This window comes from Streptomyces sp. NPDC042102 (assembly GCF_055582305.1).
In genome coordinates, this window is sequence record NZ_JBVJDL010000002.1 from 503160 (window position 1) to 525687 (window position 22528).

Annotated in this window: 24 protein-coding genes; 12 read left to right on the top strand and 12 right to left on the bottom strand. The window is 74.4% G+C overall.

All coding sequences use genetic code 11. From position 1 onward, the window contains the following. The first annotated feature begins 4 nt into the window (after positions 1 to 4). Positions 5 to 802, top strand: a complete 798-nt coding sequence (locus ACZ6KO_RS10280; RefSeq protein WP_469302601.1) for a site-2 protease family protein — start codon at positions 5 to 7, stop codon at positions 800 to 802. Here the strand turns inward: ACZ6KO_RS10280 and ACZ6KO_RS10285 are convergent. Together ACZ6KO_RS10285 and npdG are read right to left on the bottom strand one after the other, a co-directional pair. Further along, the gene (locus tag ACZ6KO_RS10285) at positions 792 to 977 is read right to left on the bottom strand and encodes a hypothetical protein (RefSeq protein WP_469302603.1); all 186 of its coding nucleotides are present in this window, start codon (positions 975 to 977) and stop codon (positions 792 to 794) included. The two genes, ACZ6KO_RS10280 and ACZ6KO_RS10285, sit on opposite strands and share 11 nt — an antisense overlap. Before the next feature lie 119 nt (positions 978 to 1096). Then, positions 1097 to 1798 carry an NADPH-dependent F420 reductase gene (npdG, locus tag ACZ6KO_RS10290; RefSeq protein WP_469302605.1) on the bottom strand — a complete coding sequence of 234 codons (702 nt, stop codon included), beginning with the start codon at positions 1796 to 1798 and terminating at the stop codon, positions 1097 to 1099. 93 nt (positions 1799 to 1891) lie between these two features. Between npdG and ACZ6KO_RS10295 the strand changes: the two genes are divergently transcribed. Next, entirely contained in the window at positions 1892 to 2509 is a 618-nt protein-coding gene (locus tag ACZ6KO_RS10295) for a hypothetical protein (RefSeq protein WP_469302607.1), read from the top strand. 20 nt (positions 2510 to 2529) lie between these two features. Here ACZ6KO_RS10295 and ACZ6KO_RS10300 read toward each other — a convergent pair whose 3' ends face one another. Further along, positions 2530 to 2790, bottom strand: a complete 261-nt coding sequence (locus tag ACZ6KO_RS10300) for a hypothetical protein (RefSeq protein WP_469302610.1) — start codon at positions 2788 to 2790, stop codon at positions 2530 to 2532. 58 nt (positions 2791 to 2848) lie between these two features. Here ACZ6KO_RS10300 and map point away from each other — a divergent pair, with 58 nt between their 5' ends. Next, positions 2849 to 3706: a type I methionyl aminopeptidase gene (gene map, locus ACZ6KO_RS10305; RefSeq protein ID WP_469302612.1), complete on the top strand. Its 858-nt coding sequence runs from the start codon at positions 2849 to 2851 to the stop codon at positions 3704 to 3706. Positions 3707 to 3822: 116 nt separating this feature from the next. Then, positions 3823 to 4470, top strand: coding sequence for a biliverdin-producing heme oxygenase (locus ACZ6KO_RS10310; protein ID WP_469302614.1), 648 nt, complete (start codon positions 3823 to 3825; stop codon positions 4468 to 4470). Between the two features lie 90 nt (positions 4471 to 4560). Here ACZ6KO_RS10310 and ACZ6KO_RS10315 read toward each other — a convergent pair whose 3' ends face one another. Genes ACZ6KO_RS10315 through ACZ6KO_RS10325 form a run of 3 tightly spaced genes read right to left on the bottom strand, consistent with a single transcriptional unit; the run spans position 4561 to position 8318 of the window. Next, a complete protein-coding gene (locus ACZ6KO_RS10315; RefSeq protein WP_469302616.1) occupies positions 4561 to 5241 on the bottom strand; it encodes a PhzF family phenazine biosynthesis protein in 681 nt (226 codons plus the stop codon). Between the two features lie 49 nt (positions 5242 to 5290). Beyond that, the gene (locus tag ACZ6KO_RS10320; protein ID WP_469302619.1) at positions 5291 to 6793 is read right to left on the bottom strand and encodes an HtaA domain-containing protein; all 1503 of its coding nucleotides are present in this window, start codon (positions 6791 to 6793) and stop codon (positions 5291 to 5293) included. Between the two features lie 34 nt (positions 6794 to 6827). Continuing rightward, on the bottom strand, positions 6828 to 8318 hold the full coding sequence (locus ACZ6KO_RS10325; RefSeq protein WP_469302621.1) for an HtaA domain-containing protein: 1491 nt from the start codon (positions 8316 to 8318) through the stop codon (positions 6828 to 6830). A 116-nt stretch (positions 8319 to 8434) separates the two neighbouring features. Here ACZ6KO_RS10325 and ACZ6KO_RS10330 point away from each other — a divergent pair, with 116 nt between their 5' ends. Genes ACZ6KO_RS10330 through ACZ6KO_RS10340 form a run of 3 tightly spaced genes read left to right on the top strand, consistent with a single transcriptional unit; the run spans position 8435 to position 11496 of the window. After that, the gene (locus ACZ6KO_RS10330; RefSeq protein WP_469302623.1) at positions 8435 to 9454 is read left to right on the top strand and encodes a heme/hemin ABC transporter substrate-binding protein; all 1020 of its coding nucleotides are present in this window, start codon (positions 8435 to 8437) and stop codon (positions 9452 to 9454) included. 3 nt (positions 9455 to 9457) lie between these two features. Next, on the top strand, positions 9458 to 10612 hold the full coding sequence (locus ACZ6KO_RS10335) for a FecCD family ABC transporter permease (RefSeq protein ID WP_469302625.1): 1155 nt from the start codon (positions 9458 to 9460) through the stop codon (positions 10610 to 10612). Further along, entirely contained in the window at positions 10609 to 11496 is an 888-nt protein-coding gene (locus ACZ6KO_RS10340) for a heme ABC transporter ATP-binding protein (protein ID WP_469302627.1), read from the top strand. Before ACZ6KO_RS10335 ends, ACZ6KO_RS10340 begins: the two co-directional genes overlap by 4 nt. A gap of 60 nt (positions 11497 to 11556) precedes the next feature. On the opposite strand, the gene ACZ6KO_RS10345 is transcribed toward ACZ6KO_RS10340, so the two are convergent. The 3 genes from ACZ6KO_RS10345 to ACZ6KO_RS10355 form a co-directional block, all read right to left on the bottom strand. After that, the gene (locus tag ACZ6KO_RS10345; protein WP_469302629.1) at positions 11557 to 12114 is read right to left on the bottom strand and encodes a GNAT family N-acetyltransferase; all 558 of its coding nucleotides are present in this window, start codon (positions 12112 to 12114) and stop codon (positions 11557 to 11559) included. Between the two features lie 28 nt (positions 12115 to 12142). Beyond that, positions 12143 to 13033 carry a PhzF family phenazine biosynthesis protein gene (locus ACZ6KO_RS10350; protein ID WP_469302631.1) on the bottom strand — a complete coding sequence of 297 codons (891 nt, stop codon included), beginning with the start codon at positions 13031 to 13033 and terminating at the stop codon, positions 12143 to 12145. 78 nt (positions 13034 to 13111) lie between these two features. Continuing rightward, positions 13112 to 13885, bottom strand: a complete 774-nt coding sequence (locus tag ACZ6KO_RS10355) for an SDR family oxidoreductase (protein WP_469302633.1) — start codon at positions 13883 to 13885, stop codon at positions 13112 to 13114. 107 nt (positions 13886 to 13992) lie between these two features. Between ACZ6KO_RS10355 and ACZ6KO_RS10360 the strand changes: the two genes are divergently transcribed. Together ACZ6KO_RS10360 and ACZ6KO_RS10365 are read left to right on the top strand one after the other, a co-directional pair. Next, positions 13993 to 15324 (top strand): Bcr/CflA family multidrug efflux MFS transporter, encoded by a 1332-nt coding sequence (locus ACZ6KO_RS10360; protein WP_469302635.1) that lies wholly within the window; start codon positions 13993 to 13995, stop codon positions 15322 to 15324. 9 nt (positions 15325 to 15333) lie between these two features. After that, positions 15334 to 16326: a small ribosomal subunit Rsm22 family protein gene (locus tag ACZ6KO_RS10365; RefSeq protein ID WP_469302638.1), complete on the top strand. Its 993-nt coding sequence runs from the start codon at positions 15334 to 15336 to the stop codon at positions 16324 to 16326. A gap of 254 nt (positions 16327 to 16580) precedes the next feature. Here the strand turns inward: ACZ6KO_RS10365 and ddaH are convergent, their stop codons facing one another. Continuing rightward, a complete protein-coding gene (ddaH, locus tag ACZ6KO_RS10370) occupies positions 16581 to 17393 on the bottom strand; it encodes a dimethylargininase (protein WP_469302640.1) in 813 nt (270 codons plus the stop codon). A 127-nt stretch (positions 17394 to 17520) separates the two neighbouring features. On the opposite strand from ddaH, the gene ACZ6KO_RS10375 reads away from it, so the two are divergent. Next, the gene (locus ACZ6KO_RS10375) at positions 17521 to 18126 is read left to right on the top strand and encodes a TetR/AcrR family transcriptional regulator (RefSeq protein ID WP_469302642.1); all 606 of its coding nucleotides are present in this window, start codon (positions 17521 to 17523) and stop codon (positions 18124 to 18126) included. A 153-nt stretch (positions 18127 to 18279) separates the two neighbouring features. After that, positions 18280 to 19029, top strand: coding sequence for a bifunctional DNA primase/polymerase (locus ACZ6KO_RS10380; protein WP_469302644.1), 750 nt, complete (start codon positions 18280 to 18282; stop codon positions 19027 to 19029). 85 nt (positions 19030 to 19114) lie between these two features. On the opposite strand, the gene yaaA is transcribed toward ACZ6KO_RS10380, so the two are convergent. Then, a complete protein-coding gene (gene yaaA, locus ACZ6KO_RS10385; protein ID WP_469302646.1) occupies positions 19115 to 19915 on the bottom strand; it encodes a peroxide stress protein YaaA in 801 nt (266 codons plus the stop codon). Positions 19916 to 20040: 125 nt separating this feature from the next. Between yaaA and ACZ6KO_RS10390 the strand changes: the two genes are divergently transcribed. After that, complete coding sequence (locus ACZ6KO_RS10390; protein ID WP_469302649.1) at positions 20041 to 21486, top strand: RNB domain-containing ribonuclease; 1446 nt, start codon at positions 20041 to 20043, stop codon at positions 21484 to 21486. A 44-nt stretch (positions 21487 to 21530) separates the two neighbouring features. Here the strand turns inward: ACZ6KO_RS10390 and ACZ6KO_RS10395 are convergent, their stop codons facing one another. Then, the gene (locus ACZ6KO_RS10395; RefSeq protein WP_469302651.1) at positions 21531 to 22502 is read right to left on the bottom strand and encodes an EamA family transporter; all 972 of its coding nucleotides are present in this window, start codon (positions 22500 to 22502) and stop codon (positions 21531 to 21533) included. Positions 22503 to 22528: the final 26 nt, after the last annotated feature.

The following is a 22528-nucleotide window of genomic DNA, read 5'->3' on the forward strand; positions in this document are numbered from 1 at the left end:
CCGCATGGGTGCGCAGAGGGGCCGCGGGGAGCGGCGGATCAGTTCGGTGTTCATCGGCATCGTCGCCGTGATGGCCGTGACCGGGTGGGCGGTGTGGACGGGGTACTCCACCAGCACCGGGCTCGCGGTGTTCCTGTTCGTCACCTCCGCCTGGGTGGTGTCGCTGTGCCTGCACGAATACGCGCACGCGCGCACCGCCCTGCACAGCGGCGACCTCAGCGTCGAGGACCGGGGCTACCTCACCCTCAACCCGCTCACGTACACGCACGCGCTGCTCAGCATCGTCCTGCCGGTGCTGTTCATGATCTTCGGCGGCATCGGCCTGCCGGGCGGGGCCGTGTACATCGAGCGCGACCGGATCACCAAGCGCTGGCAGCACAGCCTGATCTCGGCGGCGGGGCCGCTGACGAACGTCGCGTTCGCCGTGATCTGCACCGCCCCGTTCTGGCTCGACGCCCTCGACGGCGTCCCCGTGCCGTTCCGCTTCGCGCTCGCGTTCCTCGCGCTGCTCCAGGTCTCGGCGGCGATCCTGAACTTCGTGCCCGTCCCCGGGCTCGACGGCTACGGCGTCATCGAGCCCTGGCTGTCGTACAAGCTGCGCCGCGAGCTGGCGCCCCTCGCGCCGGTCGGGCTGCTCATCGTCTTCGGCCTGCTGTGGATCCCGGCCGTCAACCAGTTCTTCTTCGGCGTGGTGCACGACATCCTGGCCGCGCTCGGCGTCAGCGAGCTGGAGTCGTACTGCGGCCGCGAGCTCTACACCTTCTGGAGCGGGGCCGGCGGCCTGTGCGAGGTCAGCGGCTGACCCCGGAAGCCTTCTGCGCCTTGGCCCGGCGGATGTAGAACCAGGCCATGTTGGAGGTCAGGCCGGCCAGCAGCACCCAGACGATCCCGATGAAGTCGCCCCGCACGAAGGCGACGACTGCTGCGGCCACGGCGAGGGCGCAGACGACAAGGGCGAACACGGCAAGGCGGGGCATGGGGGCGGGCTCCTCGGGGGCACGGAACGGGTCGAGCTCCTCCAGTGTCCCCCATGCGCCGGGCCGGTCCGCGGCGGCTCCCCGGCCACCCGCCGGGAGCGGGTGACCGGCGGGGCGGGTCAGACGTCCGTCACGCGCAGGCCCGCGTGGGCCTTGTAGCGGCGGTTGACCGAGATCAGGTTGGCGACCAGGGACTCGACCTGGTGGGCGTTGCGGAGGCGGCCGGCGAAGACGCCGCGCATGCCGGGGATACGGGCGGCCAGGGCCTGGACGAGGTCGGTGTCGGCGCGGACCTCGCCGAGGACCATCACGTCGGTGTCGATCTCCTCGATGGACTCGTCCTGGAGGAGGACGGCCGACAGGTGGTGGAAGGCGGCCGTGACGCGCGAGTCGGGGAGCAGGGCGGCCGCCTGCTGGGCGGCGCTGCCCTCCTCGGGCTTGAGGGCGTACGCGCCCTGCTTGTCGAAGCCGAGCGGGTTGACGCAGTCGACGACCAGCTTGCCCGCGAGCTCCTCGCGGAGGGACTCCAGGGTCTTGGCGTGGCCGTCCCACGGCACCGCGACGATCACGATGTCGCTGCGGCGGGCGCACTCGGCGTTGTCGGCGCCCTCGATGCCCAGGCCCAGCTCGTCGGCGGCGGTCCGCGCCCGCTCGGCGACGCGCGAGCCGATGATCACCTTCTGGCCGGCGCGGGCCAGCCGGTAGGCCAGGCCCCGGCCCTGGTCCCCGGTACCGCCCAGGACGCCGACCACGAGGCCGGAGACGTCGGGCAGCTCCCACGGGTCGCGGGCCGCGGGCTTGCTGTTCTCAGTGGAGGTCATGGGGGCGAGCGTACTGCCGGGTAGCGCAAGGCCGAACGGGTGAGGCGGTGGCAACCGCACGCGGTCCGGCCGGCCGTGCGGCAGGATGCGGCCATGGACGCGGTCAGAGTCGCGCTGCTGCGCGAGGTCCTCGCCGGGACGCAGTGGCCCGGCGCCGCCCGCCGTTTCGCGGGCTCGCTGCGCCGCTCGGTCGCGCCGGCCGGGGGGCGGCTGCTGCTGGTGGGCACCGAGGGCTACGAGCCCTGGCACCTGGCCGCGCACCTGGTGGACGAGGCCGCCTGGTCGGGGCGGCCGGAGCTGGCGCCGACCCTGGTGCGGCACCGGGTGCTGCCGGGCGAGCCGCCGCACCTGTCGGTGGGGCTGGGCCGGCTGGCGACGGCCCGGCGCGGGCACACGCTGCTGGTGGTGGCGCCGGAGCGGCCCGGCGCGGGATTGCTGGAGCGGGTGTACGACGCCCGCCGGGCGGGGGCGACCGTCCTGTCCCTGGACGGCGGCGACGAGGAGCTCGGCGCGCTCGCGCACGACGCGCTGTCCGTGCCGGCGGACGAGGACGGGGACGGGGACGGGATGGACCTGGACACGGTGCAGCACCTGGTGAGCGCGGCGGCCGGGGAGAACGGCCTGCCGGCGCAGCGGGCCCCGCGCCGGTTCCGGGACCGGCTGGCGCGGCTGGCCGACCAGCTGACGGCCCCGCCGCCCAGCCGCTGGTAGCGCACACTGCTGCCGGGACCTCAGGGCGTCGCGGTTCCCCCGGGCTCCTCGGCGCCGTCCGCGCCGTTCGCGTCGTTCCTGTCGTTCCACCTGGGGTCGGTCTGCCACTCCAGGTTCCGCTCCTGCGCGGTCTGCATGGCGTGCTCCGCCTCCTCCGGCGTCCCGTACGGGCCGAAGCGGTCCTTGGCCGGGCATTCCGGCCCTTCCTCGACCTTCTGGTGGACGAGGCAGTAGTACCACTCGCCCGGCTTGCCGACCTGGCGCTTCTTGAACAGGGCCATCGCGTGCTCCTTCCGCTGCCGCCATGCTGCCCGATCCCCGCTGGATACACTCGCATGCATGTCTGGCCAGTCGCTGCTCGTACCCGGCGAGCTCTCTCCCGCCCGTTCCGTCCCCGGCAACATCCGTCGCCCCGAGTACGTGGGCAGGCCCGGGCCCAAGCCGTACACCGGACCGGAGGTGCAGTCGCCCGAGACCGTCGCGGCGATGCGCGCCGCCGGCCGCATCGCCGCGCAGGCGATGGCGGAGGCCGCCAAGCTGATCGAGCCCGGGGTGACCACGGACGCGCTCGACAAGGTCGCCCACGAGTACATGTGCGACCACGGCGCCTACCCCTCGACGCTGGGCTACCGGGGCTTCCCCAAGTCGCTGTGCTCGTCGGTCAACGAGGTCATCTGCCACGGCATCCCGGACTCCACGGTGCTGCGCGACGGCGACATCGTGAACCTGGACGTCACCGCCTACATCGGCGGCGTGCACGGCGACAACAACGCCACCTACCTGTGCGGCGACGTGGACGAGGAGTCGCGGCTGCTGGTGGAGCGCACCCGCGAGGCGCTGAACCGGGCCATCAAGGCCGTCAAGCCGGGCCGCCAGATCAACGTCATCGGCCGGGTCATCGAGTCGTACGCGAAGCGCTTCGGTTACGGCGTGGTCCGGGACTTCACCGGGCACGGCATCAATTCGTCCTTCCACTCCGGCCTGATCATCCCGCACTACGACAGCCCGCACGCGACCACGGTCATCGAGCCCGGCATGACCTTCACGATCGAGCCGATGCTGACGCTGGGCACGCACGAGTACGACATGTGGGCGGACGGCTGGACCGTCGTCACGAAGGACCGCAAGCGGACCGCGCAGTTCGAGCACACACTGGTGGTGACCGACACCGGGGCCGACATTCTCACGCTCCCGTAGGTTTTACCGACAGGCCGTCGGGAACACATTGACTTAGGCAAGCCTAAGTAAGAGGATCGGGTGGGGCGGCGCGCTGCCGCCACGCCCGGTTCCCCGCATCCCTACGGAGGTCCGTCTTGGACGCCTTCTCCACGGTCATCCGCGTCGCCTCGCACGAGCAGCACACCGAGGCCGAGACGTCGACGTTCATGAGCGACCTGCTCGGCGGCCGGCTCGGGGTGGACGCGTTCGCGCGCTACACCGAGCAGCTGTGGTTCGTCTACCGGGCCCTGGAGGACGCCGCCGCGTCCCTGCGGGACGACCCGGTCGCGGGCCCGTTCATACGGCCCGAGCTGATGCGACTGACCGAGATCGAGCGCGACCTCGCGCACCTGCGCGGCCCCGCCTGGCGCGAGACGCTGGTGGCCCTGCCCGCCACCGAGGCGTACGCCGCGCGCGTCGCCGAGTGCGCCGCCACCTGGCCGGGCGGGTACGTGGCCCACCACTACACCCGGTACCTGGGCGACCTCTCCGGCGGCCAGATCATCCGCGACAAGGCGGAGCGGACCTGGGGCTTCGAGCGCAAGGGCGACGGCGTGCGGTTCTACGTCTTCGAGCAGATCTCCAACCCGGCGGCCTTCAAGCGGACCTACCGCGAACTCCTCGACGCCATCGCGGCGGACGACCTGGAGAAGCAGCGGATCATCGACGAGTGCAAGCGCGCGTTCGACTTCAACGGCGCGGTCTTCCGCGAGCTGGGCGAGCAGTTCCCGCTGAGCGCGTGAGCCGCCGGTAACCCTGCGACCCCCTGGGGGGTGTCCGGCGGAGCACCGCCGGACACCCCCCGGGAACGTTTCCGCGCCCTGGTCGTACGCCTAGCGCCGGGGGCGCGGCACGCCGTCCGCGGCCGGTGCGAAGCGGACGCGGCCGCCGATCTCGATGGTGCCGTCGGGGCCGGGGGCGGTCAGGATCTGCGAGCCCGCGCCCTGGGTGATGTTCAGCGCCCGGTCCAGCTGGGCGGTCAGCAGCAGCGCCGCCGAGCCGGTGGCCTCGTCCTCGGCGATCACCCCGTCCGGGCGGCGCGGAAAACCGCGGGCCCGGACCCGGCCCGCGGTCTCGTCCTCCCAGGCCCACGCGTACAGCCAGCCCTCGCCGGGCGGCGGGGCGGGCAGCGCGTCCACCTCGGCGGGGCTCGCGTACCGCACGGTGCGCTTGCCCTCGACCCAGTCGGCCCGCGCCGTGATCCAGGTGAACTCCCCGTCGTCGCGCGTCCATACGGCGCCCGCGGGCGGGTTCAGCTCCTCGACGTCCAGCAGCCAGGCCACCCCGACCAGCGGGTGCCCGGCGAAGGCCGGCCGGGTGCCGGGCGTGCGGATGTCGACGACCCCGCGCTCGGGGTCGTCGACGAACACCACCTCGCTGTAGCCGAGTTCGGCCACCAGCGCCTGGCGGGAGGCGTCGTCCGGGCAGGTCCGGCCGTCGCGTACGACACCCAGCAGGTTGCCGTGGCTCCCGTCGCCCGCGCAGAAGACCCTGAGCACGTCGAGATCGTTCACGCGGGCATTGAAGCACGCGTCGGATGGCCACGCGTCAGATGGCCACGCGTCAGTCGGAGGTGGTGGCCCGCCGCCTGCGCGCGAGGAACACCGCGCCCGCACCGGCCGCGACGATCGTGCCGGAGGCCAGGAGCAGGGTGGCGGCCGGGACTTCGGAGCCGGTGGCCGCGAGGTTGCCACCCGCGCTGCCGCCGCCGGCCGTGCCGCCGCCCACGCTGCCGCCGCCGCCCGCCGTGCCGCCGGCCGGGGTGGTGGCGGTCGCGGTCGCGGTCGCGGTGGGGGTGGCGCTCGGCAGGACGGCGTCCTTGTCGACGGCCACGGACAGGACGAGGGCGTCCATCGGCATGCCCGCCCTGTACATGTTGCCCTGGGGACTGTCGAAGGCGGCCGCACCCTCGGCGGTGAAGACGGCCGGCACGCTGTCGAGGGCCAGCACGCCCTTGGCCGTGCGGTAGTCGGTGCGCGAGAGGTCGAGCGTGGCGAACGGCACGGCGGTCTTGGCGCCGGCGGCGTTGGTCACGTCGAGGTACAGGGTGCCGGACGCGCCGGCGGCCTTGACCCGGGGGTTGGCGAGGGTGATGTCGATGCCGTGCGCGGCGTACTGGAAGCGCAGGCTGCCGGCGAACGCGGCGTCGAGCTTCTTGGCCCTGGCCTCCAGTTCGCCCTTGCCGAGGGCGAAGTCGAACGTCGAGCCGTTCTTGGCGGCGCCGCCGGCCGGGGTGACGCTGCCGCCCGCGCCGAGGACGTAGCCGCGGAAGGACTCCTTGAAGCCCCAGGTGAGCCGGCCGGAGAGGATCTTCTGCACGTCGCCGTTCGGCGCCTGCGTCGCCGTGGCGCTCGCGGTGGTGCTCGGGGTCGGCGCGGGGGAGGAGGTGTTCGAGGGGGTGGCCGTCGGCCCGGGGGCCGGCTCCTCGAACTGCAGCTTCGCGGTCAGCGTGTCGCCGGCCAGGCCGTTGTAGCGCTGCGAGCCGAGCTGGTCGGCGGCTTCCTTGGTCAGCTTGGTCGCCAGGCCGGTCATGTCCCTGCCCTTGAAGGCGACGTCGGCGAGCGGCACGTCCTGCGTGGTGGCCTCCCCCTTGGTGACGTCGGCGGTGAGCTTCCCGGTCCCGCTGTCGATACGGAAGTCGGAGAGCTTGACCGTGAACCCGTGACCGGCCGGCGGGGCGGGCGAGCTGAAGGTGACGCTGCCCTGGAAGGCGGCGGTGGTGGTGTGCCGGTTCTCGCGGGGGTCGTACTGGCCGGTGGGCGCGCCGAACTGGAAGGTGCCGTCGGCGTTCCGCTTCGCGCCGTCGCCAACCGTGATCGCGCCGTGCGCCCTGTCCGTCACGTAGTCCCGGTAGTCCTTCAGCAGACCCCAGTCGAGGGTGCCGCCTATGACCCTCAGGGGCGCGGTGGGCGCGCCGGCGGCCGGTGCGGCCTGCCCGGCCTGCCCGGCCTTGGCGGCCCCGGCGGGCTCCGCAGCGGAGGCGGGGAGCATCAGGGCGCTCGCGCCCAGCGCGGCCGCGGTCAGGGTGGCGGCGGCGAGCGCGAGCGATCGGCGGTGGAACGACATGACAGAGGTCTCCTGCACGGGGGTCGGGGGTGGATCAGTCCTGCGGGGCGGAACCGGCGTCGGGGGCGCCCGCGGTGGGTGCGGTGTCGCCGGTGGTGGCGCCGGTGGTGTCGCCCGCGGTGGCGGCCGCGGCGCGGCGCCTGCGCAGGACGAGGAAGCCGGCGGCGAGGGCCAGGACCAGGGCGGCCGCGGCCAGGGACGGGTAGAGGCCGGTCCGCGAGGACGCCTCGGCGGACGCCGCTCGCGCGGGCGGCTCCGCGGCGGCGGTGCCCGACGGCGTGGGCGACGGCACGGCGGCGGTGGAACCGAGGTTCGGCAGGGCGGGCAGCTGGGCGGAGGCGTCGAGGGCGACCGCGAGGGTGACGGGGTCCATCTCGGTGCCGGCCTTGTACAGGGAGTTGAAGGCCTTGGAGCCGCCCTCGGTGAGGGTGGCCGGCGCCTCGGTGAGGGTGGCCAGCTTGCCTTCGGTCTTCAGGCCCTTGGCGTCGAACTCGGCGAGCGGGACGGCGTTCTGGGTCTGGCCGGCGCTGGTGACGTCGGCGGACAGGGTTCCCTTGCCGTTCTCGATCCTGACGGTCACCTTGCCGAGGGTGAGGTCGAGGTGGGCGCCGGTGAAGCGGACACTGCCGGCGAACGCGGCGTCAAGGGTGCCCTTCTGGCCGTCGTACGTGCCCTTGCCCTGCGGGAAGCGGAACAGCGCGCCGCCGTCCTGGGCGCCCTCGGCGAGGGTCCATTTGCCCTGGCCGACGGAGCCGCTGACGTACTCGCGGAAGGTACGGCGCACACCCCAGTCGACGGCGGCGTCGGCGAACGCGCCCGGCGCGACCGCGCCGGTGGCACTCGGCTGCGCGCTCGGCTGTGCGCCCGGGCTCTGCGCGGCGGGGGCGGTGGGCTGCGCGGCGGCCAGGACGTCGGCGGAGAGCGAGACGGGGTCGAGCGCGGTGCCGGCGCCGTAGTAGCCGGCGAAGGACTTGGCGCCCTGCTCGGTGAGGGTGGCCGGGACGTTGGTGAGGGCGAGCGGGCTGCCGCCGCCCTTCATGTTGATGCCGCCGAGGCCGAGCGTGGCGAAGGCCACCTGGGACTGGCTGCTGACCGCGCCGGTGTCCTTGGCCTTGCTGGTGACGTCCACGTGGAGGGTGCCGCTGCCACCGGAGATCCGCACGGTGGGGTTGCTGACCGTCATGTCCAGGTCGAGGCCGCCGTCGGGCCTGGCGTGGCCGGTGAAGCGGACGCCGCCGGTGAAGGCGGCGGTGAACTCACCGGTGTCGGGGTCGTAGGAGCCCTTCGCCGAGTGGAAACGGAACAGGCTGCCGCCCGCGGTGGCGGCCCCGTTCTTCAGCTGGAAACCGCCTTTCGAGATGGGACCCGTGACATAACTCTGGAAAGACGATTTGATGCCCCAGTCGAGACGGCCGCCCTGCACGGTGCGGCTCGCGGCCTCGGCGGCGGCGGCTGGCAGCAGAAGCGCTCCCAGCAGGGCCGCCAGCAGAGCAACGGCGAACGCGCGGGCGGGTCGTGCGGACATGAATGTCCCCTCCAAGGTCTAGCAACTGAGGTTAGGCTAACCTAAGCTACCTCCGGCCGGGTTTGGCAAGCCCCCGGTACCCAGAACCTTCAGCCGGACGACAGGACGGTGCCTTCGTGCCTACGCCCGCCGCCTCACCCCGTTTCCCCCGTCGCGCCGTCGCGCTGCTCGCCCTGGCGCTCGCGCTGGCGCCGGCCGTGACGGGCTGCGGGAGCACGGACACCCCCAAGGCCCCCGCGGCCGCCGGGGCCCCGGACCGGGTGGAGCCACTGGCCGCGACGGCGCCCGTGCCGGCGCTGCCGGCCACGGTGTCCTCGGCGGACGGCGTACAGGTCACCGTGGAGTCGGCGGAACGGATCATCCCGCTGTCGGGCAGCCTGAGCGAGATCGTGTACACCCTGGGCCTCGGCGGGAAGGCCGTCGCCCGGGACATCACCACCACGTTCGAACAGGCCGCCGCTCTGCCGGTGGTGACACGAGCACACGACGTCTCCGCCGAGAGCGTGCTGTCCCTGCGGCCCACCCTCGTCGTCGCCGAGACCACGACCGGCCCGGCCGAGGCCGTGCAGCAGATCCGCGACGCCGGCATCCCGGTCCTGGTCGTGCCCCCGGCCAAGTCGCTGGACGACGTGCCCCGGCGCATCGACGCGGTCGCGGCGGGCCTCGGCGTCAAGGACGCGGGCGAGGCGCTCAAGCAGCGCACCGCCGACCGGATCGGCGCCGCCCGCAAGGACATTCCGGCCGACTCCGCCAAGAAGCCCCGGGTGGCCTTCCTCTACCTGCGCGGCACGGCCTCCGTCTATCTGCTCGGCGGCGCCGACTCGGGCGCGGCCTCCCTGCTGGAGGCGGCGGGCGCGGTCGACGCGGGCAAGGAGTCGGGCCTGGCCAAGGACTTCACCCCGATCACGAGCGAGGCGCTGGCGGCGGCCGCGCCCGACGCGATCCTCGTCATGTCCAAGGGCCTGGAGTCCGTCGGCGGCGTCGACGGACTGGTCAAGATCCCGGGCGTCGCGCAGACCCCCGCGGGCATGGACCGGCGCGTGGTCACCGTGGACGACGGGGTCCTGCTCAACTACGGCCCCCGCACGGACGAGGTCCTCACCTCCCTGATCAACCAGCTCTACGGCAAGGCCTGACCCGTGACCGCACTCTCGCCCACCGACGACCCGTCGGCCCCGGCGCCCTCCGGCACCCCGGCGCCCTCCGACACCCAGCCGGCCTCCGACACCCCGCCGCCGAAGCACGGGGCACCGCCCGCCCGTACGGCCCGCCGCGGCGGCCTCGTGCTCGGCGCCGCACTCGTCGTCACGCTGGTGGTCCTGGCCCTGGTCTCGGCCGGCCTCGGCGCCTACCGCATCCCCCTCGGCGACGTCCTGGCCTCCGTACAGCACCGGATCGGACTGGGCGGCGCGCCGCTGGACCGGGTCGGTGAGAGCGTGCTGTGGAACGTGCGGCTGCCGCGCGTGGTCCTGGCGCTGCTCGTCGGATCGAGCCTGGGCTGCGCCGGCGCGCTGATGCAGGGCGTGTTCGGCAATCCGCTGGCCGAGCCGGGCGTCATCGGGATCTCGGCGGGCGCCGCCGTCGGCGCGGTCGCCGCCATCGGCCTCGGCCTCAGCTTCCTCGGCAACTGGACGATCGCGTTCTGCGCGTTCGTCGCGGGCCTGTTCACGGTCGGCTCCGTCTACCTGCTCTCGCGCAGCGGAGGGCGGACCGAGGTCGTCACCCTCATCCTCACCGGCATCGCCGTCAACGCCTTCGCGGGCGCCCTCATCGGGCTGTTCGTCTTCTTCGCCGACAGCGGCCAGGTCAACCAGATCACCTTCTGGCAGCTCGGCTCGCTCGCCCAGGCCACCTGGCCCAAGGTGCTCGCCGTGCTGCCCTGCGCGCTGGCCGGCCTGCTGCTGGCCCCGCTGTACGCCCGCAAGCTGGACCTGCTCGCGCTCGGCGAGCGCCCCGCCCGCCATCTCGGGGTGAACGTCGAGCGGTTGCGCGTCCGCCTCATCCTGCTCGTCGCGCTGCTGACGGCGGCCGCCGTCGCCGTGGCCGGCGTCATCACCTTCGTCGGACTGCTCGTCCCGCACCTGCTGCGCATGGCCAACGGTCCCGGCCACCGGTTCCTGGTCCCCGGCAGCGCGCTCGCCGGGGCCGTGGTCCTGGTCGCCGGCGACCTGGCCGCCCGTACCGTCGCCCAGCCCGCCGAGCTGCCCCTGGGTGTCCTGACCGCCCTGATCGGCAGCCCGTTCTTCTTCTGGCTGCTGCGCCGGACCCGCCGCAAGCAGGGAGGCTGGGCATGAGCCGCACGCCCGGGACGCCGCTGCGCACGCTGTTCGGGCGCGCCCGGCGCGACCTGCCCGCCCGCCCCGCCCCCGGCGCGACCGTCGCCGAGGTCAGCGGCCTGCACGTACGCCTCGGCGGGCGCGAGGTGCTGCGCGGCATCGAACTGACCGCGCGCTCCGGTGAGGTGCTGGCCCTGGTCGGCCCCAACGGGGCGGGGAAGTCCACCCTGCTGGCGGCGCTGGCCGCCGATCTGCCCGCCGCCCGCGGCACCGTACGCATCGACGGGCGCCCGGTGACCGAGTGGCCCGCCCCGGACCTGGCGCTGCGCCGCTCCGTCCTGCCCCAGTCCGCCGAGCTGTCCTTCCCCTTCCCGGTCGAGGACGTCGTACGGATGGGCCGCGCGCCGTACGCGGGCACCGCGCCGGCCGACGCCGACGACGACGCGGTGGCCGCCGCGATGGCCGCCACCGAGGTCACCGCGTTCGCGGCCCGGCCCTTCTCGGCGCTCTCCGGCGGCGAACGGGCCCGGGTGGCACTGGCCCGCGTCCTGGCGCAGCGGGCGCCCCTGCTGCTGCTGGACGAGCCGACGGCGGCGCTGGACCTGCGCCACCAGGAGCTGGTCCTGCGGATCTGCCGGGAACGCGCCGCGGCCGGCGACGCGGTGGTGGTCGTCCTGCACGATCTGGGCCTGGCCGCCGCGTACGCGGACCGCGCCGCCGTCCTGCACGAGGGGCGGATCGCCGCCGACGGTCCGCCCGCGGAGGTCTTCCGCGACGAGCTGCTGAGCCGGGTCTACCGGCAGCCGGTCGAGGTGTTCGGGCACCCCCGCACGGGGGTGCCGCTGGTGGTCCCGGTGCGTACCGCCGTACCCGGACCCGGCGCCTCCTCGACCACCCCCTGACCCTCTCGCCCGGCGGGCAGGAGGGTCAGGTGGTGGTCGCCCGGCCGGCCGGGGCCGCCGTCACCAGAGGCGGTCCACCCGGCCCGGGTGGAGGGGGATCCGGGTGGCCGTGAAGGCCGTGGGGTCGGCGGCGGCGCCCGGGAAGTCGGCCAGGACCACCTTGTCGAAGCCGGGGCCGTCCGTGGCCAGCGGATCGTCCGGGGTCCCCCCGACCAGCACGGTCCCGGGCAGCACGGTGAACCCGGCGCTCTCGTACAGGCCGGCGAGCGGCCGGTCGCAGCTGAACAGCACCACGTCCAGACCGGGTACGCCGCGCAGCTCCCGCCGCGCCGCCGCCACCAGCCGTGCCCCGTACCCCCGCCCGCGCAGCGCCCGCCGCGTCACGACCGCGCTCAGCCCGGCCGCCCGGTAGGTCCGCCCCGCGTGCCGGATCTCCTTGAACAGCAGCGCCAGGGACGCGGCCACCGTGCCGTCGTCGCCGACGAGCAGCAGGGCGCGCGGCGCCAGCGCCGGGTCGTGGCCCGGGGTGGCCCCGGGCCAGGCCTCGTCCTCCAGGGCCGCCACCTGCGCGGCCAGGCCCGCCGGTACGTCGGCCTCCGCGAAGCTCAGGATCCGCACGCCGCCCGTCCCCTTCCCACCCGGTCCCTCATACGATCCGGGCGCCCGCGCCGCCGACCCGGACCCGCGGGTCACCGGCGCGCAGTTCGACCGTCAGGACGCCCGGGCGTCCCATGTCCTCGCCCTGGTGCAGGGTCAGGACGGCGTCCGCCGGAACCAGGTCCAGCTCGCGCGCGTACGCCCCGAACGCGGCGGCCGCCGCCCCGGTGGCCGGGTCCTCGACGACCCCGCCGACCGGGAACGGGTCGCGGACGTGGAAGACGTCACGGCCCGCCCGGTACACCAGCTGGAGCGTGGTCAGGTCCAGGCGGCGCATCAGCGCCTCCAGCCGCGCGAAGTCGTAGGCGAGATCGGCCAGCCGGGCCCGGGTCGCGGCGCCGAGCACCAGGTGCCGGGCCCCGGCGTACGCGATCCGGGGCGCGAGCTCCGGATCCAGGTCGGCCTCCGGCCAGCCCAGCGCGGCCAGCGCCTCGGCGAGGTCGTCGGCACCGACCTCCTCGACGTACGGCTCGACGCTGGTGAGGGTGGCCCGCAGGCCCCCGCCCCCGTCGGTCCCGTCCCCGTCGGTCCCGGCGACGGGGACGGTGACGGACACCGGGACCGTGCCGGCGGGCGTGGCGAACACCAGCTCGCCGGGGCCGATCCGCTCGGCGAGCGCCACCGCCGTGGCGACGGTGGCGTGCCCGCAGAACGGCACCTCCGCCTTGGGGCTGAAGTAGCGCACGGTGAACCCGCGGCCCTCCGGCGCCCCGAGTCCGGCGGGCGGCGCGGTCAGGAACGCGGTCTCGCTGTAGCCGAGCCCGGCGGCGACGGCGAGCATCCCGGCCTCGTCCAGCCCCGACGCGTCGAGGACCACACCGGCGGGGTTCCCGCCCGCGGGGTCGGCGGAGAATGCGGTGTAGCGAAGAATCTCAGTCATGATCACCTCAACCCGCCCCCCTGGCCCGGCATTCCCGGCCCGTCCGGCTCAGCACGGCCCGGCTCGGCCCTGCCCGGCTCAGCCCCGCCCGATGTACGGCATCGTCGTCGCCATCACCGTCGCGAACTGCACGTTCGCCTCCAGCGGCAGCTCCGCCATGTGCAGCACCGTCCGCGCCACGTCCGCCGCGTCCATCACCGGCTCGACCGCCAGCTGACCGTTCGGCTGCAGGATGCCCGTCTGCATCCGCTCGGTCATCTCCGTCGCCGCGTTGCCGATGTCGATCTGGCCGCACGCGATCCGGTACGGCCGGCCGTCCAGCGACAGGGACTTCGTCAGGCCCGTCATCGCGTGCTTCGTCGCCGTGTACGCCACCGAGTTCGGCCGCGGCACGTGCGCCGAGATCGAGCCGTTGTTGATGATCCGGCCGCCCTGCGGGTCCTGTTCCTTCATCTGGCGGAACGCCGCCTGCGCGCACAGGAACGAGCCGGTCAGGTTCACGTCCACGACCTGCTTCCACGCCTCGTACGTGAGGTCCTCCAGCGCCACGCCGCCGGGCCCGAACGTACCGGCGTTGTTGAACAGCAGGTCCAGGCGCCCGTACCGGTCGCGCACCGCCGCGAAGAGCCCGGCCACGTCCGCCGGGTCGCTGACGTCCGCCCGCACCGGCAGGACGTCCGCGCCGGGGCCGCAGGCCTCGGCCGCCGCGGCCGCCGTGGCCTCCAGCGGCTCCTGCCGCCGGCCGGCCACCGCAACGGCCCAGCCCGCGCCGGCCAGCGCGAGCGCGACGGAACGGCCGATCCCGGAGCCCGCTCCGGTGACAACAGCGATCTTCTTCCCGCGTGCGTTCATGAGGCCGCAGGCTACGGCAGCGACGGCGGGGAGCCCGGGACGTTCCGATTGCTGAGAACATGGGTCGGTCAGGGGTGCGATTGTGCGATCAGAGGACTGGAGCTCCCATGCCGGAAAGAGGCGACGGCCCCACCCGGGCCGCCACCCCCGCGATACCCGCCGTCACACCCCCTGAGAAGACCGGCCCGGCCGCCCGCCGGACCGGTCTGCTCGTCACCTTCATCCTGGGCGGACTGACCGCCCTCCCGCCGCTGTCCATGGACATGTACCTCCCGGCCCTGCCGGAGGTCACCACCGATCTGTCCAGCCCGGCCGCCACCATCCAGCTGACGCTCACCGCCTGCCTCGCCGGCATGGCCCTGGGGCAGCTGGTGATCGGCCCGATGAGCGACAAGTGGGGCCGCAGGCGCCCGCTCCTCATCGGCATGGTCGTGTACGTCCTGGCCACCGCCGTCTGCGCGCTCGCGCCCAGCGCCGAGCTGCTCATCGCCTTCCGGCTGCTCCAGGGCCTGGCCGGCGCCGCCGCCATCGTCATCGCGCGGGCCGTCGTACGCGATCTCTACGACGGCGTCGAAATGGCCCGGTTCTTCTCCACCCTGATGCTGATATCCGGCAGCGCGCCCATCGTCGCCCCGCTCATCGGCGGCCAGGTGCTCCGCTTCTCCGACTGGCGCGGGGTCTTCCTCGTCCTCACCGGCGTCGGCGCGCTCCTGACCCTGCTGGCGTGGCGCGGGCTCGGCGAGACGCTCCCGCCCGAGCGGCGCCAGACCGGCGGCGTCGGCGCGGCGCTGCGCACCATGCGCGGGCTGCTCGCCGACCGGGCCTTCGCCGGCTACACCCTGGCCGGCGGCTTCGCCTTCGCGGTGCTCTTCTCGTACATCTCCGCCTCGCCGTTCGTGGTCCAGGAGATCTACGGGGCCTCGCCGCAGGCGTTCAGCCTGCTCTTCGGCCTCAACTCGGTCGGCCTGATCGCGGTCGGCCAGATCAACGGCAAGCTGCTGGTGGGCCGGGTCAGCCTGGACAAGGTGCTGGCCGTGGGCCTCGCGGTCATCACGGCGGCGTCCGTGGCCCTGCTGATGATGTCGGCCGGGGCGTTCGGGTCGGTCGGGCTGGTGCCGGTGGCGGCCGCGCTGTTCGTCCTGATGTCGGCGATGGGCCTGGTCCTGCCGAACACCAACGCGCAGGCCCTGATGCGCACCCCGCACGCGGCGGGTTCCGCCTCCGCGCTGCTGGGCACCTCCTCGTTCCTGGTCGGCGCGGTGGCCTCGCCGCTGGTCGGCATCGCGGGCGAGGACACGGCGGTGCCGATGGCGGTGGTGCAGCTGGTGTGCTCGCTGCTGTCGGTGGCCTGCTTCGTGGGACTGTGCCGGCCGGGGCGGGAGCGGGAGCCGATGGCGGCCGCCGAGGGGGTGGCCGACCCCGCGGCCGGGGCGCCGTAAAATTCCCAGGTGAACGCCTCCCCCACCGCTGATGCCCTGCGCGCCGCCCTGGCCGGTCTGCTCGACGGGCTGCCCCCGAAGCAGGCCGCGGCCGCCGTCGAGCGGCTGATCGCCAACTACCGGGGCCGTACGCCCACCGACGCCCCGGTCCTGCGCGACCGCTCGGACGTGGCGGCGTACGCGGCGTACCGGATGCCGGCGACCTTCGAGGCGGTACGGGCGGCACTCGACGCCCTCGCGACCGCCGCGCCCGCGTGGTCCCCGGCGTCGCACGTCGACGTCGGCGGCGGCACGGGGGCGGCGACCTGGGCGGTCGACGCCACGTGGGAGGGCCCGCGGGAGACGACCGTCCTGGACTGGGCGGAACCGGCGCTGACCCTGGGCCGCGAACTCGCCGCCGCCTCCAGCTCCCCGGTGCTGCGCGCGGCGCAGTGGCGGCGCGCGGTGATCGGGGCGGGGCTGGCGCTGCCGGAGGCGGACCTGGTGACGGTCTCGTACGTCCTGGGCGAGCTGACGGAGACCGCGCGCGCGGCGGTGGTGGCGGAGGCGGCGCGGGCCGGGCAGGCGGTGGTCGTCATCGAACCGGGCACCCCGGAGGGCTACCTCCGCATCCGCGCGGCGCGGGACGCGCTGATCGCGGCGGGGATGCGGGTGGCGGCGCCGTGCCCGCACGACGGGACGTGCCCGATCGTGGTGGGCGAGGACTGGTGCCACTTCTCGGCGCGGGTCAGCCGGTCGTCGCTGCACCGGCAGGTGAAGAGCGGGTCGCTGGCGTACGAGGACGAGAAGTTCAGCTACGTGGCGGCGGTGCGGATGCCGGCGGAGCCGGCGGTGTCCCGGGTGACGCGGAAGCCGCAGATCCGCAAGGGCCTGGTCCTGCTGGACCTGTGCGGCCCCGACGGCCTGAGCCGCGAGACGGTGACCAAGCGCCACGGCGACCTCTACAAAGCGGCCCGCGACACCCCCTGGGGCGCCCCCTGGCCCCCACCGCCCGCCGAGTAACCCCCAGCCCCACCAATCCAGCCCCGCCGGCGTTCGAGGCGCGGGGGCCCAATCCAGCCCCGCCGGCGTTTGAGGCGCAGGGGTACGGGGGCGGAGCCCCCGCATCCTTGAGCCCCGCCGGCGATTGAGGCGCAGGCGCCGGGGGCGCAGGCCCCCAATCCAGCCCCGCCGGCGATTGAGGCGCGGGGCCCGGGGCAGCGGCCCCCGGCCCCCGCCGGCCGGGGTGGCCGGTGGGCGACGGGGGCCGGCCCCCGTCAGGACGGGCGGAGCTCCTGCGTGCAGCACTTCACGCTGCCGCCCCCCTTCAACAGCTCCCCCAGGTCCACCCCGACCGGCTCGAACCCCCGCTCCCGCAGCAGCGGGAACAGCCCCACCGCCGCCTGCGGCACCAGCACGTGCAGGCCGTCCGACACCGCGTTCAGGCCCAGCGCCGCCGCGTCCGCCGGCTCCGCCAGCAGCGCGTCGGGGAAGAGCCGTTCCAGGACCGCCCGGCTGCCCGGCGAGAAGGCCGGCGGGTAGTACATGATCTCGTCGCCGTCCAGCACGCACAGCGCCGTGTCCAGGTGGTAGTACCGCGGGTCCACCAGGTCCAGCCCGATCACCGGCCGTCCGAAGAACTCCTGCGCCTCGTCGTGCGACAGCGGGCTGGACCTGAAGCCCCGGCCGGCCAGGAGGTAGGTGGCGGTGACCGCGAAGTCGCCCTCCCCCTCGTTGACGTGGGAGGCCTGGTGGACCTCCCGGAAACCGTGCGCCACGAACCAGTCCGCGTGCGCCTCCGCCTCCGCCGCCCGTTCCGGATAGGCGAAGCGGGCGACGAGCACCCGGTCGTCGATGACGGTGGCGCCGTTGGCCGCGAAGACCATGTCCGGCAGGGCGGGATCGGGCTCGAGTTCCTCGACGGTGTGGCCGAGCGACCGGTAGCGGTCCCTCAGGCCTTCCCACTGGGTGAGTGCGAGGGGCAGGTCCACCGGTTTCGTGGGATCCATCCACGGGTTGATGGAGTAGGTGACCTTGAAGTGCGCGGGTGGGCACATCAGGTACCGCCGGGGTGTGGCGTCTCTGCGCAAAGAAAGCTCCTCACGGGATGAGAGTCACAGAATCGTCTCTCCTCGACGGGTGAGCGCGCAGTGAACTGATCGGGTGGTTTATCCGACCATCAGAAGACGAGACGTCTCGCATTGGTACCGTGAGCCCATGGTGAAGACCCCTGACGCCTCCCGCCGCAGCGACCGATCCCGCCGCGCGATCCTCGACGCCGCACTCACCCTCGTCGGCGAGGTCGGCTACAACAAGCTGACCATCGAGGCCATCGCCGCCCGCGCCGGCGTCGGCAAGCAGACCATCTACCGCTGGTGGCCCTCCAAGGCGGCCGTCCTGCTCGACGCCTCCCTCGCCCTGGCCGGCGACGCCGAGGCGGAGGGCGACTGGGAGGGCTTCCCCGACACCGGCGACCTCGCCGCCGACCTCAAGAGCGTGCTGCGGGCGACCGTCGACGAGTTCAACGACGAGAAGTACGAGGCTCCGGCCCGCGCCCTGACGGCGGCCGGCGCCACCGACCCCGCCCTCGGCGCGGAGTTCACCCAGAAGCTGCTGGAGCCGCAGCTCGCGCTGTACGAGGAGCGGCTGCGCACGGCCCGCGAGGCCGGCCAGCTCGCCGAGGACACCGATCTGCGGCTGGCCGTCGAGATGCTGCTGGGCCCGCTCACCTACCGCTGGCTGATGCGCACCGCGCCGCTCACCCACGCCTTCACGGACGCGCTCGTCGACCGCGTGCTGGACGGAATCCGGAAAGTGTCGTAGATCACTGGCACATCGGGCCGGGAACGTATGGCTTAAATGTGCCGTTATGTGATGGTTCTGTGATGACCGGGGTGCGGAAGTGCGGTCATACGGGCCTCCGGATGGTGGGACGATGGGGGGATCTGCCGGGGACAACGGTTGGCGAGGGGATAGATGGGGTCTGAGTCCGGCCGCTTCAAACGCGGCGAGCAGAGCAGGATTTCCCAGTGGCTGCGTCGGCGGCAGAAACCCATCGCCGAGGACCCGGGCCGGGAGCGTGAGGCGCTCCTGCTGTCCGTGGCCGCCGCGGGCCTGCCGCTCGCCCCCGCCGCCCATCCCGCGGGATACCGGTGTTCATGCGAACGCATCGGCTGTCCCACCCCCGCGCGACATCCGCTGTCCTTCGCCTGGCAGACCCAGTCGACGACCGACCGCGCGCAGATCGAACGCTGGGCGCGCGCCCAGCCCCAGGCCAACTTCATCACCGCGACCGGCATGGTCCACGACGTGCTGGACGTCCCGCTGGAGGCGGGCCGCTCCGCCCTCGACCGGCTGCTCGCCGCCGGCATCGCCGTCGGCCCCGTCGCCGAGTCCGGCGGTACGGGCGACCAGGCCCGGATGCTGTTCTTCACCGCCACCCGCGGCACCCCCGAGGACGAGGACGAGTGGTGGCCCTGCGAACTGGACTGCCACCCCGAGACCATGGACGAGCACCCGGGCCTGCGCTGGCACTGCCGCGGCAGCTACGTGCTCGTACCGCCGGCCGCCCTGCCCGGTGAGCTGTCCGTGACGTGGCTGCGGGGCATGGAGCACCCGCTGCCGGACCCCCTGACGCTGCTGGAGACCCTGACGGACGCCTGCGCCCAGCACGCGGGTGCGTCGGACCACGACCCGCACGCGGTCGCCTGGCCCCTGGGCCGCTGACCCCCGGCCCCGGGCCTCCCCCGGACTCCGTCCGGGGGGACCCCCACGCCTCGATCGCCGGCGGGCTCGAGTGCGGGGGCTCGGGTCAGTGGATCTGGTTGACCACCACGTCCAGCGACCACGCCTTCGCCGGCTTCGCGGGGGGCTCCGCCTCCACCACGTACCCCAGGTCCCGCAGGGCCGTGACCAGCTCGGCCGGGGTCGCGGGGGCGGCGCCCGCGGTCAGCAGGTCCCGTACCAGCCGACCCTTGGTCGCCTTGTTGAAGTGGCTGACGACCGACCGCTTCTCCACGCCGTCGACCACCTGCGCGTGCAGCACCCGCACGGTCGCCGTGCGCCCGGCGACCTCGCCCTTCGGCTTCCAGGCCGCCGCGTACGCCGACGACCGCAGGTCCAGCACCAGCCCGTCCCCGGCCGCCTGCGGCATCACCTCGGCCATCGGCGTGCGCCAGTACGCGCCCAGCGCGCCGAGCCCGGGCAGCTTCACGCCCATGGAGCAGCGGTACGACGGGATCCGGTCGGTGATGCGCACCGCGCCCCACAGCCCGGAGAACACCAGCAGCGAGCGGTCCGCCCGCGCCCGCGCGTCCGCGTCCAGACCGGCCAGGCCCAGCGCGTCGTATAGCACCCCGGTGTAGATCTCACCGGCCGGCCGCGCCACCGCACCGCGCAGCCCGGCGTTCTTGGCGACCTCGCCCCGCAGACCCTCGCTCAGCCCCAGCACCTCGCGGGCCTTGTCCTCGTCGGCCGCACACAGCTCGACCAGTTCCTCCAGTACGGCGGCGCGCGCCGCGGCCAGCCCCGGCAGGGACAGCTCCGCCGCCTTCAGCGGCGCGCCGGAGCCGCCGGTGGCCTTTCCTTCGGACGGCGGCAACAGCACGAGCACGGTGGTTCTCCTTCGGTACGGACGCGGCGCGGGGAGTGCGGCCCCGCGCCAGGGTAAACCGCCGCGGCCCCGCACCCGGCCCGTCTCGCCGTGCCGCCCGTCCCCCGCCGCCCTAGGCTCGACCCATGCCACGCCGCCACATGCACATCACCGGCGCAGAGGGAACTGCCCTGCGGGCCGCGCTGCGTGACCTGCGGACGGAGCTGGGGGTGCCCGCCGCGTTCCCGGTGGCGGCCCTGGCCGAGGCGGAGAGCGCCGCCAGGGCCCCGCGGCTGCCCGCCGAGGACGCCACCGAGATCCCCTTCTTCACCATCGACCCGCCGGCCTCCGTCGACCTCGACCAGGCCATGCACCTGGCGCGCCGGCTCTCCGGCTCCGGCTTCCGCGTGCACTACGCCATCGCGGACGTGGCCGCCTTCGTCACCCCCGGCAGCGCGCTCGACGCCGAGGCGCACCGCCGCGTCACCACCCTCTACTTCCCCGACGGCAAGGTGCCGCTGCACCCGCCCGTGCTGTCCGAGGGCGCCGCGAGCCTGCTGCCCGACCAGACCCGCCCGGCGCTGCTGTGGCGGATCGACCTCGACTCCGAGGGCCGGGTGGAGAAGGCGGACGTGCGCCGGGCGCTGGTCCGCAGCCGGGCCAAGCTCGACTACGACGCCGTACAGAAGGCCATCGACACCGGGACCGCCGAGGAACCCCTCGCCCTGCTCCGGGACGTCGGCCGGCTGCGCGAGGAGCTGGAGGCCGAGCGCGGCGGGGTCTCCCTGAACGTCCCCGAGCAGGAGATCACCGAGCGCGAGGGCCGCTTCTTCCTCGGCTACCGGGCGCCGCTGCCCGCCGACGGCTGGAACGCCCAGATCTCCCTCATGACCGGCATGGCCGCCGCCGACCTCATGCTCGCCGCCGGTACCGGCGTGCTCCGGACGCTGCCGCTGGCCCCGGACGGCGCGGTCGGCCGGCTGCGCCGCACGGCCACGGCCCTGCGGATCGACTGGCCGCACCACGTGCCGTACGCCGAGCTGGTCCGCTCCCTCGACCCCCGGCAGCCCGCGGACGCGGCCTTCCTGCAGGAGTGCACGGCGCTGCTGCGCGGGGCCGGCTACACCGTCTTCACCGGCGGCGAGACCCCGACACCCGCCGTGCACGCGGCCGTCGCCGCCCCGTACGCGCACTGCACCGCGCCCCTGCGCCGCCTGGTGGACCGGTACGCGTCCGAGCTGTGCGTGGCGGCCACGGCGGGCAAGGCCGTCCCGGAGTGGGTCCTGGCCGCGCTGCCCGGCCTGCCGGAGGAGATGGCCGGCGGGACCCGCCTGGCCAACGCGGCCGAACGCGCCTGCGTCGACCTGGTCGAGGCGGCGCTGCTGAAGGACCACGTGGGCGAGACCTTCGACGCCACGGTGATCGACGTCGACGAGCACGAACCGCGCACCGGCACGGTCCACCTCGAGGACCCGGCCGTGGTCGGCCGCGTGGAGTCCGCCGCGGCCCCCCTCCCCCTCGGCGGCCGCGTCCGCGCCCGGCTGCGCCAGGCGGACCCGGGACGGGCCAAGGTCCTGTTCACGACGGACTAGGGGTCACACCCTCGGGGTCACGCCCGCAGGTCACACCCGCGGGGTCACGCCCCGGTCGTTCGGGCGGCCGGCTCCCGCTGCGGCGCGGCGTCGGCCGTACGGCCGGCGGACGGCGCGTACACGCTGAGCACCGCCCCCGCCAGGAGTACGGCGCCGCCGGCCAGTTGCAGGGCCGTCACCCGTTCGCCGAGGAAGGCCCACGCCGCCAGCACCCCGACGACCGGTTCCAGCATGCTGAGGATGGAGGCCCCGGTGGCGCCGAGCCGCCTGGCCCCGACGAAGAACAGCGCGATCGGCATGGCCGTCGAGACGACCGCGATGGCGGCGACGGCCGCCCAGCCCGCCGGCTCGAAACCGAGGTCGAAATGCCCGGCGGGCACGGCGACGGCCGCCAGCGCCACCGCCGACCACACGACCACGTACAGCGTGAGGCGCTGCGTCCCCACCCGTTCGGAGAGCCGGGTGCCGAGCACCACGTACAGGGCGTAGACGAGGGCGCAGCCCAGGGCGCACAGCACGCCCACCGTGTCGGCGCTGCCCGGCCGGCCCACCGTGAGCGCGAGGCCGGCCAGGGAGACGGCCAGCGGGAGCACCAGGCGGGCCTTGGGCGTGTCGTGCCGCAGGGCGACGGCGAGGACGAGCACGAAGACCGGATAGACGTAGTGGAGCAGCACCGCCAGGCCGGGCGTGATCCGCTCCACGGCGAGCAGGTACAGCACCGACTGCAGGGCGAAGAGGACGCCGAGCAGGAAGAGGCCGGCCACGTCCCGCAGCGGCAGCCGCTCCCGGCCCCGGCCCCGCTCGCGGCCCGGAATGAGCAGCGGCAGCAGCGCCGCGGTGAGGGCGAAGCGGAGGATCAGCAGGGTCATCACGCCCAGGCCGGTGGCGGCCCCCCACACGGCGAGGACGGGCAGCAGGCCGAAGCCGACCGCCGAGGCTCCGACGGCCGCGACACCGCGCGCGGTACCTCCGGCTGCGGTGGAAGTGCTGGGCGCTGACAGGCGAACCTCCTCCATACACAGGTGAGTTGGTGTCACCTTTG